A 13,646-nucleotide genomic window follows, 5' to 3' on the forward strand; every position below is an offset into this window, starting at 1 on the left:
TCAGGCGGCGGAGCCGACCGGGACGAAACCCGTTCCCGGTCGGTTCTTGGCCGTGATGTCGGCGAGCTGGGTGTTGAACGACATCGTCACCGCGGGCGTGTGCAGCGGGATGAACTTGACGACGCACGTCGGCAGAACTTCGGAGAACGCCCCGTGGATCATGCCGACCAGGCGGTTGTTCACCGTGACCGGCGCCCCCGAGTCGCCGGGCTGCCCGCACACCTGGTTGACGATCGTGCCGGGCTCCTGACCGGGTCCCCACGTCACGCCGCACGAGTAGCCGGTGGTGCGGCCGAGCTTGCAGGCCACATCGCCGACGACGGGGTCGGGGCCGAGCCCGTCGATCTGAAAACCGTTGACGTTGTTGGTGGGGCGCACCTTCTGCGGGTCGAACTGGATGACCGCATAGTCCAGCGCGTCGTTGCCGGCCACCATCGTGCCCACCACCCCGGCGGCCGGTGCGTCTTCGGCGGCCACCGAAGCGCCGGGGCCGCCGCAGTGCGCCGAGGTGAAGCCGACGAGTTCGCCGCGGTTGTCGTTGCCGATCGCGGTCAGCGTGCACATCGTCTCGCCGTTGACGATCAACCCGGACCCGCCGCCGAGGGTGACCGGGTCCTGGGCGTGGGCGACGGGCGACCCGACGGTGAGCGCGGCGAAGACAGCGGTGCCGATCGTGGCGGCCAGCAGGCCGAGCCGGTGGCCGGTGGACCTCACGTGAACAATCCCCTATCGACGCGCCCCGACCTGCCCTGCGATGAACCCGATCAGTCTATCGTCGGCCGGCATCGTTTCAGTGCCCGCCACATGGCAACATGAACCGCGACCGAGACAGACAATCCGGCCTACGCGGGAGGAACCGTCCGTGAGCGATCGCAGGAATGGCGTGCCGAGCACCGTGACATCGATACCGCTGGTCGATCCGCACGCCCCGAAGGCCGACCCGTCGATCGGTGACCTGGTCAAGGACGCGACCGCGCAGGTGTCCACGCTGGTGCGTGCCGAGGTGGAACTGGCCAAGGCCGAGATCACCCGCGACGTCAAGAAGGGTCTCACCGGCAGCGTCTTCTTCATCCTGGCGCTGGTCGTGCTGTTCTACTCGACGTTCTTTTTCTTCTTCTTCCTCGGCGAACTGCTCGACCTGTGGCTGGTCAAATGGGCCGCCTACCTGATCGTGTTCGGGCTGATGGTGGTGGTCACGCTGGTGTTCGCGTTCCTGGGCTATCTCAAGGTGCGCCGCATCCGCGGACCGCAGAAGACGATCGAGTCGGTGCGGGAACTGCCCGAGGCGTTGACGCCCGGCCACGACAGGGACAAGCAGGCCGCCACGGACAACAAGCCCGCGTCGACGGCCGATCCGTCGGGCTGGTAGATGCCCCCACCGGCTCCGTCGGTCGTCCGCATCGACGGACCTTGGCGGCATCGGGAGGTGCACGCCAACGGAATTCGCTTCCACGTCGTCGAAGCGGAGTCAGACGGCGCGCGGCCCTCCCCCGAGCGGCCGCTGGTCATTCTGCTGCACGGGTTCGGTTCGTTCTGGTGGTCGTGGCGCCACCAGTTGCGCGGGCTGACCGGCGCCCGGGTCGTCGCTGTCGACCTGCGCGGCTACGGGGGCAGCGACAAACCGCCGCGCGGCTATGACGGCTGGACCCTGGCCGGCGACACCGCGGGCCTGGTCCGCGCGCTCGGGCACAAGAGCGCAACGCTGGTCGGGCACGCCGACGGCGGGTTGGTGTGCTGGGCGACCGCGGTGCTGCATCCGCGCGCGGTGGAGGCGATCGCGGTGGTCAGCTCACCGCATCCGGTGGCGCTGCGGGCCTCGGCGCTGCGGCGGCGCGATCAGGGGCGCGCGCTGCTGCCGTCGATGCTGCGCTACCAGGTGCCGCGGTGGCCCGAGCGGGTGCTGACCCGACGCAACGCCGAGGAACTCGAACGCCTGGTGCGCAGCCGGGCGGGCGCGGAATGGGTTGGTACCGAGGACTTCTCACGAACCGTCGAGCATCTGCGCACGGCGATCCAGATTCCCGGCGCCGCGCATTCGGCGTTGGAGTATCAGCGCTGGGCGGTGCGCAGTCAGCTGCGCGGTGAGGGGCGACGCTTCATGCGGTTGATGAAGCGGCCGATCGGCGTGCCGGTGCTGCACATGCGCGGCGAGCATGACCCGTATGTGCTCGCCGACCCGGTGTACCGCACTCAGCACTACGCCCCGCGCGGCCGGTACGTATCCATCTCCGGCGCCGGTCATTTCGCTCACGAAGAGGCGCCGGAGGCGGTCACCGAGCAGCTGAACCGTTTCGTCGGGCAGGTCTACGGCTAGGTGATGCAGGCGCCGGTCGGCACCGGCTGGGTGTCACCGAGCTTGGTGAGTTGCTGCGACACCTCGTTGGTGGTCAGCACGAAACCGGTGTCGGCGTCGTCGACGGCCGCGCCGAACACCACGCCGAGTACCCGGCCTTCCCGGTCGATCATCGGACCACCCGAGTTACCTTGGCGCACACTGCCTCTGATCGTGTACACCTCCCGCTCGACCGTGGTGGTGCGGTAGATGTCGGGCCCGCTGAGCTCGATGATCTCGCGGACGCGGGCCGGTGTGGCGACGAAGTTGCCGCCGCCGGGGTAGCCCATCACGACGGCGTCGGTGCCGGTGGTCGCCGGGGTTTCGGCGAACTGCAGCGGCGCCGACGGCAAATTGGGGACGTCGAGGATCGAGATGTCGGCCTGCGGGTCGTAGGACACGACGACCGCGTCGTAGCTCTGGCCGTCGACCTCGACGGTGACGCTCTCCGAGCCGGCGACCACGTGCGCGTTGGACATGACGCGGTTGGGTGCCGCGACGAACCCGGTGCCCTCGAGCACCTTCTGGCAGCCGGGCGCCACCCCGCGGATCTTGACGACGCTGGGTCGGGTGGCGGCGACGACGGGGTCGGCGGCCAGCGCGGCGTCCGGGGCGTCGACAGCGACGATCGGGGTGCGCCCGAACGGCTGCAGCACGTCGGGCAGACCCGAGGTGTCCAGCAGCGCCGACAGCCGGGTCGGCACGGACCGCAACCAGTCCGGTGCGACGCCGTCGACCTCCTTGAGCACTTTCGAACCGCGCACGGCCGCAGCGAGGTTGGGCTGGTCGGACGTCTGCAGCGGGTAGGTCAGCATCCACGCGGCGACCAGCACCGCGACGATCTGGATGGCGACGCCGATCAGTGAGTCGACCGAGCGCAGCGTGCGGTTGCGGATCGCGCTGCGCACCGCGCGGCCCAGCACCACACCGGCGATCTCACCGACCACCACCAGCGCCAGAATCAGAAACAGCGTGACGAACAGCTTGGTGCGGGGGCCGTCGATGTTGGCGACAAGATGCGGCGCCAGCAGCACACCGGCGACCGCGCCCAGCACCACCCCGAGGAACGACAGCATCGAACCCAGCGCGCCCGAGCGCCACCCCGAGATGCCGGCGACGAACGCGATGCCGAGGACGATCAGGTCGACCCACTGAGACGATGTCATGGTTGTGCAACACCGTAACCGTCTTGGCCGCCGACGAGCGCCATTGCGTCGTCCAGTTCGCGCACGTCGTCGGTGTTCCACGGTTGCGCCCACCCGGCCACGTCGAGCATCGCCGAGATCACCTGGCCGGTGAATCCCCACACCAGCATCTCGTTGAGCAGGAACGCCGGGCCGGCGAACCGGCGGGTGTTGGCGCTGCGATACACCATGATCCGGTTCTCCGGGTTGATGAACGCGCGCAACGGCACCCGGGCCACGATCGCGGTCTCGGCCTCGTCGACGACCGCGACCGGACCGGGATCCGGGGAGTACGCCAGCACCGGCACCACGTGGAACCCGGACGGCGGGATGAACAGTCGCTCCAGCGTGGCCAGCGGGCTCAGCCGCATGGTGTCGACACCGGTCTCCTCGTTGGCTTCACGCAGCGCGGTCTGCACCGGGCTGTCATCACCCGGGTCCACGGCGCCGCCGGGGAACGCGGCCTGACCGGCGTGGTGGCGCAGCGTCGAGGCGCGGACGGTGACCAGCAGGTCGGCGTCCTCGGGAGGCCCGCCGGTCGGCGAGTCCGGCGGCCCGGAGAACAGCACCAGCACCGCGGCCTCACGTCCGGCCGGCGGGGCGCCGAGCTTGTCGCGTTCGGCGGTGACCATGGCGAACACCTCGGGCGGCACCCGCCGCCGATACGCCTGCTTGACGTCGGAGGCGTTGTCCAGCAGCGGTTTGAGCCAGGACGGCGCGGCGCCGGGATCCAGGCCGCTGCCCTCGCTGACCCAACTCACCCGGGGGCTCCTATCTGTGGGTTCACCACGGCGGCGATCTCGTCGGCGCTGGTGAACGCGCGCGGCAGGACGTCGGCCACGCTACCGTCCGCGCGCAACACGACGGTGGCAGGCATGACGTTGGGTACCCGCAGCGCCGCGGCGATCCGGCGCCTGCCGTCCTGCAGCGTCGGCAACTTCACCCCGAGCTCGGCCAACCGCAGCAGCGCCGCGGTCTCATTCTCGTCCTGGTGGACCGTCAGCACCGTCACCGCGGACCCCATGCGCCGCTGATATTCGGCCAGCGCGGGCAGTTCCTCGGCGCACGGCGCGCACCAGTAGGCCCACAGGTTGAGCACCACCGCGCGCCCGGCGACGGCCCTGGCGACGTCGACCGGCGCGCCGTCGGACACGCATTCCAGCGTGATGCCGCGCAGCGCTTCGGGTCCGGCGCCGGCGCCGGACGCCGGGCACGGCGGCAGGTCGGCGGCGGCCCGCGGACCCGCCAGCGCTTCGGGGGTGTCGGCGTCGCGCCGGTCGCGCGACTCGCCCGGCTGGGCCGAACCGGGCCGTCCCGCCGGGGTGTCGGCGCCGCGCTGATCCAACTGGTCCCACAGCGCCCACCCGAGCGCCACCACGACGACGAGCACCACCACGGTCCAGCGGGTCGAAGTGCGCACGAGGGTGGGTTAGAGGCCGGCCAGCGCCAGCAGGTGCTCGGTCTCCGGCCCCTTCACCAGCGGCGCGGCCTGCAGCGGATCGGTGGGGCCGAGGCCGAACGACGGGCAGTCGGCGGCCAGCACACACACCCCGCACGCCGGCTTGCGGGCGTGACAGACGCGGCGGCCGTGGAAGATCACCCGATGGCTGAGGTCGGTCCACTCGCTTCGTTCGATCAGCTCGGCGACCGCGAACTCGACCTTGACGGGGTCCTCCTCCTTGGTCCAGCCCCAGCGGCGCACCAACCGGCCGAAGTGGGTGTCGACCGTGATGCCCGGGATGTCGAAGGCGTTGCCGAGGATGACGTTGGCGGTCTTGCGGCCGACGCCGGGCAGCGTGACCAGCTCGTCCATCGTCGCGGGCACCTGGCCGTCGAACCGTTCGACGAGCTCCTGACCCAGCCGGATCAGCGAGTTGGCCTTGTTGCGGTAGAACCCGGTGGGCCGGATCAGCTCCTCGAGTTCGGTGCGGTCGGCCTGCGCGTAGTCCAGCGCGGTGCGGTACTTCTTGAACAACGCCGGGGTGGTGAGGTTGACCCGCTTGTCGGTGCTCTGGGCCGACAGGATGGTGGCGACGGTCAACTCCAACGGGTTGGTGAAGTCCAGTTCGCAGTACACATGCGGAAACGCCTGCGCGAGCGTGCGATTCATCCGGCGCGCGCGGCGGACCAGGCCGATACGGGTCTCCCCGTCCCGGTTCTTGGCACGTTTCACCGTGCGCGGCTTTTTTGCCGACGTCTCGCCCGCGGTCACACAGGCCAGCGTACTGAGACACCCCGACATCGCTACGCGGACCGGTGACAATTCGTGATCCCGCTGAGACCTTCGCCGTGTTTACTTCAGCCTTGTGTCGTGGTTGCTGGTCGGGTTGATCCCGGGGTTGCTGATGGTGGCGACTTTCGGGCTGCAGCGACTCGAGGCGGGCCTGCAGCGCGACACGGTCTCGGCGACCGACGTCGCGAAGTTCCTCGAGCAGGTCGGCGCCCAGACGAGCCCGCAGAAGGCGCCGGTCAGGGCGTCGACGCTGCCGGTGCGCAACTATCCGCCCGCTGCGGTGAATACGGAGTTTCAGCGGACCCGACATGCCGATCGTGTGTAGCGTGAGCAGGTCACGAATCCGGGTACCTCTAGACTGATCTCGCTAACCGATAGAGGTCGGCTTCACCCAACAGCTTAAGAGGGGCAACGTGGACGAGATCCTGGCGAGGGCCGGAATCTTCCAGGGGGTCGAACCCAGCGCAGTTTCCGCGCTGACCAAGCAATTGCAGCCTGTCGACTTCCCCCGGGGACACACCGTGTTCGCCGAGGGCGAGCCCGGGGATCGGCTGTACATCATCATCTCCGGCAAGGTCAAGATCGGCCGCCGGTCGCCGGACGGCCGGGAGAACCTGCTGACGATCATGGGCCCGTCGGACATGTTCGGCGAGCTGTCGATCTTCGACCCGGGTCCCCGCACGTCGAGCGCCACCACGATCACCGAGGTGCGCGCCGTGTCGATGGACCGCGACGCGCTGCGCGCCTGGATCGCCGACCGGCCCGAGATCGCCGAGCAGTTGCTGCGGGTGCTGGCCCGCCGGTTGCGGCGCACCAACAACAACCTGGCCGACCTGATCTTCACCGACGTGCCCGGCCGGGTGGCCAAGCAGCTTCTGCAGCTGGCGCAGCGGTTCGGCACTCAGGAGGGCGGGGCGCTGCGCGTGACGCACGACCTGACCCAGGAGGAGATCGCCCAGTTGGTCGGCGCGTCGCGCGAAACCGTCAACAAGGCGCTCGCCGACTTCGCGCACCGCGGGTGGATCCGCCTGGAGGGCAAGAGCGTGTTGATCAGCGACAGCGAGCGGCTGGCCCGCCGAGCCCGATAGCGATTTGGGTGTAGTTGGTGGCGCTCAGCGCATCCGACTACACCGAAATCACCCGCGCAGGTAGTCGAGCTGCGCCTGCACGCTCCATTCCGCGACATCCCACAGCTTCTCGTCGACGTCGGTGTAGACGTGTTCGACGACCTGGCGGGTGGTGGCGTCGTCACCGAGTTCCCGCAGCGCCGCCCGGACCTGTTCGAGCCGCTCGTCGCGGTGCTGCAGATACATCGCGCTGACCGCTTCGAGGTCCTCGAGGTCGGGGCCGTGCCCGGGCAGCACCGTGCGACGGCCCAGCCCGCGTAGCCGGCGCAGCGAGTCCAGGTAGGCGGCCAGGCTGCCGTCCTCTTTGTCGATCACGGTGGTGCCGCGGCCGAGCACGGTGTCGGCGGTCAGCACCGCGTCGTCGAGCACGAACGACACCGAGTCCGCGGTGTGCCCGGGGGTGGCCATCACCGTGATCCGCAGGCCCGCGGCGTCGATCGTCTCACCGTCGGTGAGCGGTCCGCCGAGCCCGCGCAGGAAACCGCTGCCGACCGACCGGACCACCGCGCCGGTGCGGTCCACGATCTTGTCGATCGCGCCGGTGTGGTCCTCGTGTTTGTGGCTGATCAACACCAACGGGATCGGGCCCAGTTCGGCGATGCGCGCGATGTGTTCGTCGTCGTCGGGGCCCGGGTCGACGACGACCATCTCGTCGCTGCCCGGCCCGCGCAGCACCCAGGTGTTGGTGCCCTCGAGCGTCATCAGGCCGGGGTTGTCGCACAGCAGCACCGACGCGGTGTCGGTGACCGGTCGCAGCAGTCCGTACGCGGGATGTTCCAGGGCTACCGGACCTCGACAATCAGCTCGACCTCGACCGGCGCGTCGCGCGGCAACTCCGAAACCCCGACCGCCGACCGGGCGTGCGCGCCGGCTTCGCCGAACACCTCACCCAGCAGTTCCGAGGCACCGTTGACCACACCCGGTTGTCCGTTGAAGCCGGGCGCAGACGCGACGAAGCCGACCACCTTGACCACCCGGGTCACCGCGTCGATGCCGACCAGCGAGTGCACCGCCGCCAGCGCGTTGAGCGCGCACACGCGGGCCAGACCGTGGGCCTCTTCCGCGGTGACGGCCGCGCCGACCTTGCCGGTGGCCGGCAGCTCACCGCCCTGGATCGGCAACTGGCCCGCGGTGTAGACGAGATTCCCGGTCCGCACCGCGGGCACGTACGCCGCCAGCGGCGCGACCACCTCGGGCAGTTCGATGCCGAGTTCGGTCAGCCGCGAGGAGACACTCACTTCGGCCGTTTCAGGTAGGCGACGTGCTGCTCGCCGGTCGGGCCCGGCAGCACCGAGACCAGCTCCCAACCGTCTTCACCCCACTGGTCCAGGATCTGCTTGGTGGCGTGGGTCAACAGCGGGACGGTGGCGTACTCCCACCGGGTCGGTTCGGTCATGGGCCCGAGCTTATCGGTCACCGGAAGTCCCCCGCGGACCTGCGGAGGTCGAAATCGCTTTAGCTAGCATGCACGGGTGGCTTCCACTACCAATGACGGTAGATCCGTCGGCTGGCCGTCCCGGTTGAGCAAAGCTCGCCTGCATTTCGTGACCGGCAAGGGCGGCACCGGCAAGTCGACGATCGCCGCCGCGCTGGCGTTGGCCCTGGCCGCGGGTGGCCGCAAGGTACTTCTCGTGGAAGTCGAAGGGCGCCAAGGCATTGCGCAGCTGTTCGACGTGCCGCCACTGCCCTACCAGGAGGTCAAGATCGCGACCGCCGAGGGCGGCGGTCAGGTCAACGCGCTGGCCATCGACACCGAGGCCGCGTTCCTCGAGTACCTCGAGATGTTCTACAACCTCGGGCTGGCCGGGCGCGCGATGCGTCGCATCGGGGCCGTCGAGTTCGCGACCACGATCGCGCCCGGCCTGCGCGACGTGCTGCTGACCGGCAAGATCCGCGAGATCGTCACCCGCGCCGAGAAGGGCAAGCAACCGGTGTACGACGCGATCGTCGTCGACTCGCCGCCCACCGGTCGCATCGCCCGGTTCCTCGACGTCACCAAGGCCGTCTCGGACCTGGCCAAGGGCGGCCCGGTGCACGGGCAGGCCGAGAGCGTGGTCAAGGTGCTGCACTCGGACCTGACCGCGATCCATCTGGTCACCCTGCTGGAGGCGCTGCCGATCCAGGAGACGCTCGAGGCCATCGACGAACTGCGCGACCTCGGCCTGCCCATCGGCAGCGTCATCGTCAACCGCAACATCCCGGCGTACCTGCCGGCCGGTGCGCTCACCAAGGCCGCCGAAGGCGACGTCGACGCCGACGCTGTCCGCGCCGGACTCGACGAAGTCGGAATATCGCTGTCCGACAACGATTTCGCCGGACTGCTCACCGAGACCATCCAGCACGCCACCCGGATCCAGGCACGCGCCGAGAGCGCCGAGCAACTCGATGCGCTCGACGTGCCGCGACTGCAACTGCCGCAGATCGCCGACGGCGTCGACCTCGGGAGCCTCTACGAACTCGCAGAAGAACTCGAACGCCAGGGGGTCCGCTAGTGAGCGCCACACCGCCGGCCCTGGACATGGGCTCGATTCTCAAGGACACCTCCAACCGGGTGGTGGTGTGCTGCGGCGCGGGCGGCGTCGGCAAGACGACCACCGCCGCGTCGATGGCGTTGCGCGCCGCCGAGTACGGCCGCACGGTCGTCGTGCTGACCATCGACCCGGCCAAGCGCCTCGCCCAGGCGCTCGGCATCAAGGACCTCGGCAACACCCCGCAGCGGGTGCCGCTGGCGCCCGAGGTCTCCGGCGAACTGCACGCGATGATGCTCGACATGCGCCGCACGTTCGACGAGATGGTCATCCAGTACTCGGGACCCGAACGGGCACAAGAGATTCTGGACAACCAGTTCTATCAGACCGTGGCCACCTCGCTGGCGGGCACGCAGGAGTACATGGCGATGGAGAAGCTCGGCCAGCTTCTCGGCGAGGACCGGTGGGACCTCGTCGTCGTCGACACCCCGCCGTCGCGCAACGCGCTGGACTTCCTCGACGCCCCGAAGCGGCTGGGCGGCTTCATGGACAGCCGGCTGTGGAAGCTGCTGCTCGGCCCGGGTCGCGGCTTCGGCCGGCTGGTCACCGGCGCCATGGGCCTGGCGATGAAGGCGCTGTCAACCGTGCTGGGATCTCAGATGCTCGGTGACGCAGCGGCTTTCGTGCAATCGCTGGATTCGACGTTCGGCGGCTTCCGAGAGAAGGCGGACCGCACCTACGACCTGCTCAAGCGGCGCGGCACGCAGTTCGTCGTCGTCTCGGCCGCCGAACCGGACGCGCTGCGCGAGGCCTCGTTCTTCGTCGACCGGCTCTCCGAGGAGCACATGCCGCTGGCCGGGCTCATCCTCAACCGCACCCACCCGATGCTGTCGGAGCTGCACGCCGAGAAGGCGGAGGAAGCCGCCGAGGAACTCGAGAAGAAGGATCCGGAGTCGCTGCCTGCCGCGGTCCTGCGGATCCACGCCGACCGGGCGCAGATTGCCAAGCGTGAGATCCGGCTGCTGTCGCGGTTCACCGGCGCCAATCCGCACGTGGCGATCGTGGGGGTTCCGTCGTTGCCGTTCGACGTCTCGGATCTGGATGCGTTGCGGGCGATCGCCGACCAGATCACCGGCGAAACGAGCCCGGCGGCCTAGACCACCGGGCGGGCGTCACACCGCGCTGCGGTGCTTGCGCTGGGCGGCGAAGAAGTCGGCCCAGGAGACGACCTCGGGGTGCTGCTTGAGGAGGGCGCGGCGCTGACGTTCGGTCATTCCGCCCCAGACGCCGAACTCGACACGGTTGTCGAGGGCGTCGGCCCCGCACTCCAGGATGACCGGGCAGTGCCGGCAAATCACCGCGGCCTTGCGCTGGGCGGCGCCTCGGACGAACAGCTCATCGGGATCGGTCTGGCGGCAGCGAGCCTGCGACACCCAGGCGATGCGGGCCTCGGCCTCAGCACCATGTACGACGCTGCTCGCCGATGACGTCATCGCGGTCCTGCGTGGGGCTGTCCTAGTAGCTGACACCAGCGTTCCCTTCGATCCAGCCGCCCCCCGGTGCGACCCGGCACGGCGTGTCCTCCGGTGTAGAACGCAGATGCGATCTACGCCACAGTGCAAGGGGTCAGTGTGACCTGCATCGCACTGTCCGACCAAATTAGATGGTCAAAGGCGTTCTGCGCAATACGTTGAACCCCCCTATTTTGGGACGACCGTGCCGACGGGCGGAAAAATTGACGTCCATGCCGTTCGGCACGGTATCCGGATGTGCTGATCGACCATGAGAAGCTGCGATTTTGCGCCGTCGTTAGTCTGTAAGTCATGCCCGAGCGCCAACCGTCTGCGCCGCCTCGCGCGGTGACGGTCATCAAGCTCGCGTGGTGCGTCGTGCTCGCCAGCGTGATCGCCGCCGCGCTGATGTTTCCCGTCGTCGGCGGTATCGGGCTGATGTCCAACCGCGCCTCCGATGTCGTAGCGAACGGTTCGGCGCAGTTGGTCGAGGGCGAGGTCCCGCAGGTCTCGACGATGGTCGACGCCAAGGGCAACGTGATCGCCTGGCTGTACAACCAGCGCCGGTTCGAGGTGCCCAGCGACCAGATCGCCAACACGATGAAACTGGCGATCGTCTCGATCGAGGACAAGCGCTTCGCCGAGCACAACGGCGTCGACTGGCAGGGCACGCTGACCGGCCTGTCGGGGTATCTGTCCGGCAACCTGGACACCCGCGGCGGGTCCACCATCGAGCAGCAGTACGTCAAGAACTACCAGCTGCTGGTGGTGGCGCAGACCGACGCCGAGAAGCGCGCCGCGATCGAGACCACACCGGCGCGCAAACTGCGCGAGATCCGGATGGCGCTGACGCTGGACAAGACGTTCACCAAGTCCGAGATCCTGACCCGCTACCTGAACCTGGTGTCGTTCGGCAACGGCGCGTTCGGCGTGCAGGACGCCGCGCAGACGTATTTCGGGATCAACGCCTCGGAGCTGAACTGGCAGCAGGCGGCCCTGCTGGCCGGCATGGTGCAGTCGACCAGCACGCTGAACCCGTACACCAACCCGGACGGCGCGCTGGCGCGACGAAACCTGGTGCTGGACACCATGATCGAGAACATCCCGAGCGAGGCCGAGGCGCTTCGGGCCGCCAAGGAGCAACCGCTGGGGGTGCTGCCGCAGCCCAAGGAGCTGCCGCGCGGCTGCATCGCCGCCGGGGACCGGGCGTTCTTCTGCGACTACGTGCTGGAGTACCTGGCCCGCGCGGGCATCAGCAAGGAGCAGGTGGCCCGCGGCGGCTACCTGATCAAGACCACGCTGGATCCCGATGTGCAGGGCCCGGTCAAGTCCGCGGTCAACCAGTTCGCCCCCGCCGACGCGAACGGGGTGGCCAGCGTGATGAGCGTGATCCGGCCCGGCAAGGAGTCGCACCCGGTGCTGGCGATGGCCAGCAGCCGCAACTACGGCCTCAACGGCGACGCCGGTGAAACCATGCAGCCGCAGCCGTTCTCGCTCGTCGGCGACGGCGCCGGGTCGACGTTCAAGATCTTCACGGTGGCCGCGGCGATGGAGATGGGGATGGGCATCAACGCCCAGCTCGACGTACCCGCGCAGTTCCAGGCCAAGGGTCTGGGCAGCAGCGACACCCCGGGGTGTCCGGCGGCGACCTGGTGTGTGAAGAACGCCGGCGGCTACCGCGGCACGATGAACATCACCGACGCGCTCGCCACGTCGCCCAACACCGCGTTCGCCAAGCTGATCTCGCAGGTCGGGGTGCAGCGCAGCGTGGACATGGCGGTGCGGCTGGGGTTGCGGTCCTACGCGCTGCCCGGCACCGCGCGCGACTACGACCCCGAGAGCAACGAGAGCCTGGCCGACTTCATCAAGCGCCAGAACCTCGGCTCGTTCGTGCTGGGCCCGATCGAGGTCAACGCGCTCGAGTTCTCCAACGTCGGCGCGACGCTGGCATCCGGCGGGGTGTGGTGCCCGCCGACGCCGATCACCCAGGTCCTCGACCGCGACGGCGAAGAGGTCGCCGTCACCACCGAGACATGCGAGCAGGCGGTGCCCGAGGGGCTGGCCAACACGCTGGCGACCGCGCTGAGCAAGGACGACAAGGGGTCCGGCACCGCGGCGGCCGCGGCCGGTTCGGTCGGCTGGGATCTGCCGATGTCCGGCAAGACCGGCACCACCGAGGCGCACCGGTCGTCGGCGTTCCTCGGGTTCACCAACCAGCTCGCCGCGGGCAACTACATCTACGACGACTCCACCTCGCCGGGCGAGCTGTGCTCGTTCCCGCTGCGCAAGTGCGGTTACGGCGACCTGTTCGGCGGCAACGAGCCGGCCCGGACGTGGTTCGCGGCGATGAAACCGATCGCGACGAATTTCGGCGAGGTGAACCTGCCGCCGACCGACCCGCGCTACGTCGAGGGCGGACCGGGCTCGCGGGTGCCCAGCGTGTCGGGGCTGACGCAGGACACCGCCCGGCAGCGGCTGCGGGACGCCGGCTTCCAGGTCGCCGACCAGGCCAGCTCGGTGAACAGTTCGGCGCCGACCGGTTCGGTGGTCGGCACATCGCCGGCCGGTCAGACCGTGCCCGGCTCGATCATCACGCTGCAAGTGTCCAACGGCATCCCGCCACCACCGCCGCCACCGCCGGCGGGGATCCCGGGCATCCCGGGGCTGCCCGCGCCGGTCGGGCAGACGGTCGTGCAGATCCCGGGGCTGCCGCCGATCACGGTGCCGGTGCTCGGGCCGCCGCCGCCCGCGCCACCACCACCGCCGTGATGTGCAATTGCGCACGCCGGGT

15 protein-coding genes and 1 pseudogene are annotated in these 13,646 nt (G+C 69.3%); 7 read left to right on the top strand and 9 right to left on the bottom strand.

Annotated elements, in window-relative coordinates:
* The gene (locus tag BHQ18_RS19620) at positions 1-714 is read right to left on the bottom strand and encodes a S1 family peptidase (RefSeq protein WP_069415322.1); all 714 of its coding nucleotides are present in this window, start codon (positions 712-714) and stop codon (positions 1-3) included.
* Positions 715-862: 148 nt separating this feature from the next.
* Here BHQ18_RS19620 and BHQ18_RS19625 point away from each other — a divergent pair, with 148 nt between their 5' ends.
* The gene (locus BHQ18_RS19625) at positions 863-1,369 is read left to right on the top strand and encodes a phage holin family protein (protein ID WP_069415323.1); all 507 of its coding nucleotides are present in this window, start codon (positions 863-865) and stop codon (positions 1,367-1,369) included.
* Positions 1,370-2,314, top strand: a complete 945-nt coding sequence (locus BHQ18_RS19630) for an alpha/beta fold hydrolase (protein ID WP_069415324.1) — start codon at positions 1,370-1,372, stop codon at positions 2,312-2,314.
* Here BHQ18_RS19630 and marP read toward each other — a convergent pair.
* From marP to nth, 4 genes are read right to left on the bottom strand one after another with little or no spacing between them, the layout of a single operon-like run.
* Complete coding sequence (marP, locus tag BHQ18_RS19635; protein WP_069415325.1) at positions 2,311-3,498, bottom strand: acid resistance serine protease MarP; 1,188 nt, start codon at positions 3,496-3,498, stop codon at positions 2,311-2,313. The two genes, BHQ18_RS19630 and marP, sit on opposite strands and share 4 nt — an antisense overlap.
* On the bottom strand, positions 3,495-4,277 hold the full coding sequence (locus BHQ18_RS19640) for an NUDIX hydrolase (protein WP_069415326.1): 783 nt from the start codon (positions 4,275-4,277) through the stop codon (positions 3,495-3,497). Before BHQ18_RS19640 ends, marP begins: the two co-directional genes overlap by 4 nt.
* Positions 4,274-4,936 (bottom strand): TlpA family protein disulfide reductase, encoded by a 663-nt coding sequence (locus BHQ18_RS19645; protein WP_069415327.1) that lies wholly within the window; start codon positions 4,934-4,936, stop codon positions 4,274-4,276. Before BHQ18_RS19645 ends, BHQ18_RS19640 begins: the two co-directional genes overlap by 4 nt.
* A gap of 9 nt (positions 4,937-4,945) precedes the next feature.
* Complete coding sequence (gene nth, locus BHQ18_RS19650; protein ID WP_069415328.1) at positions 4,946-5,728, bottom strand: endonuclease III; 783 nt, start codon at positions 5,726-5,728, stop codon at positions 4,946-4,948.
* A 133-nt stretch (positions 5,729-5,861) separates the two neighbouring features.
* Between nth and BHQ18_RS30570 the strand changes: the two are divergent.
* Both BHQ18_RS30570 and crp read left to right on the top strand, forming a co-directional pair.
* Positions 5,862-5,960, top strand: a pseudogene (locus BHQ18_RS30570) (hypothetical protein); the annotation flags it as partial.
* A 202-nt stretch (positions 5,961-6,162) separates the two neighbouring features.
* On the top strand, positions 6,163-6,837 hold the full coding sequence (crp, locus tag BHQ18_RS19660) for a cAMP-activated global transcriptional regulator CRP (protein WP_005138643.1): 675 nt from the start codon (positions 6,163-6,165) through the stop codon (positions 6,835-6,837).
* A 48-nt stretch (positions 6,838-6,885) separates the two neighbouring features.
* Here the strand turns inward: crp and BHQ18_RS19665 are convergent, their stop codons facing one another.
* Genes BHQ18_RS19665 through BHQ18_RS19675 form a run of 3 tightly spaced genes read right to left on the bottom strand, consistent with a single transcriptional unit; the run spans position 6,886 to position 8,272 of the window.
* A complete protein-coding gene (locus BHQ18_RS19665; RefSeq protein WP_069415330.1) occupies positions 6,886-7,656 on the bottom strand; it encodes an MBL fold metallo-hydrolase in 771 nt (256 codons plus the stop codon).
* A 2-nt stretch (positions 7,657-7,658) separates the two neighbouring features.
* On the bottom strand, positions 7,659-8,114 hold the full coding sequence (locus tag BHQ18_RS19670) for a RidA family protein (protein ID WP_069415331.1): 456 nt from the start codon (positions 8,112-8,114) through the stop codon (positions 7,659-7,661).
* Positions 8,111-8,272, bottom strand: coding sequence for a Sp36 family protein (locus BHQ18_RS19675; protein ID WP_003925220.1), 162 nt, complete (start codon positions 8,270-8,272; stop codon positions 8,111-8,113). Before BHQ18_RS19675 ends, BHQ18_RS19670 begins: the two co-directional genes overlap by 4 nt.
* 76 nt (positions 8,273-8,348) lie before the next feature.
* Here BHQ18_RS19675 and BHQ18_RS19680 point away from each other — a divergent pair, with 76 nt between their 5' ends.
* Positions 8,349-9,368 (top strand): ATPase BagA, encoded by a 1,020-nt coding sequence (locus tag BHQ18_RS19680; RefSeq protein ID WP_069415333.1) that lies wholly within the window; start codon positions 8,349-8,351, stop codon positions 9,366-9,368.
* A complete protein-coding gene (locus tag BHQ18_RS19685; protein ID WP_069415334.1) occupies positions 9,368-10,501 on the top strand; it encodes an ATPase BagB in 1,134 nt (377 codons plus the stop codon). The genes BHQ18_RS19680 and BHQ18_RS19685 overlap by 1 nt, the downstream gene beginning before the upstream one ends.
* Positions 10,502-10,516: 15 nt before the next feature.
* On the opposite strand, the gene BHQ18_RS19690 is transcribed toward BHQ18_RS19685, so the two are convergent.
* Positions 10,517-10,837: a WhiB family transcriptional regulator gene (locus tag BHQ18_RS19690; RefSeq protein ID WP_276045782.1), complete on the bottom strand. Its 321-nt coding sequence runs from the start codon at positions 10,835-10,837 to the stop codon at positions 10,517-10,519.
* A gap of 330 nt (positions 10,838-11,167) precedes the next feature.
* Here BHQ18_RS19690 and ponA2 point away from each other — a divergent pair, with 330 nt between their 5' ends.
* Positions 11,168-13,624 (top strand): transglycosylase/D,D-transpeptidase PonA2, encoded by a 2,457-nt coding sequence (gene ponA2, locus BHQ18_RS19695; protein WP_069415336.1) that lies wholly within the window; start codon positions 11,168-11,170, stop codon positions 13,622-13,624.
* Positions 13,625-13,646 lie beyond the last annotated feature (22 nt).

Source organism: Mycolicibacterium flavescens (assembly GCF_001722335.1).
GTDB classification, from domain to species: Bacteria; Actinomycetota; Actinomycetes; order Mycobacteriales; family Mycobacteriaceae; genus Mycobacterium; species Mycobacterium flavescens.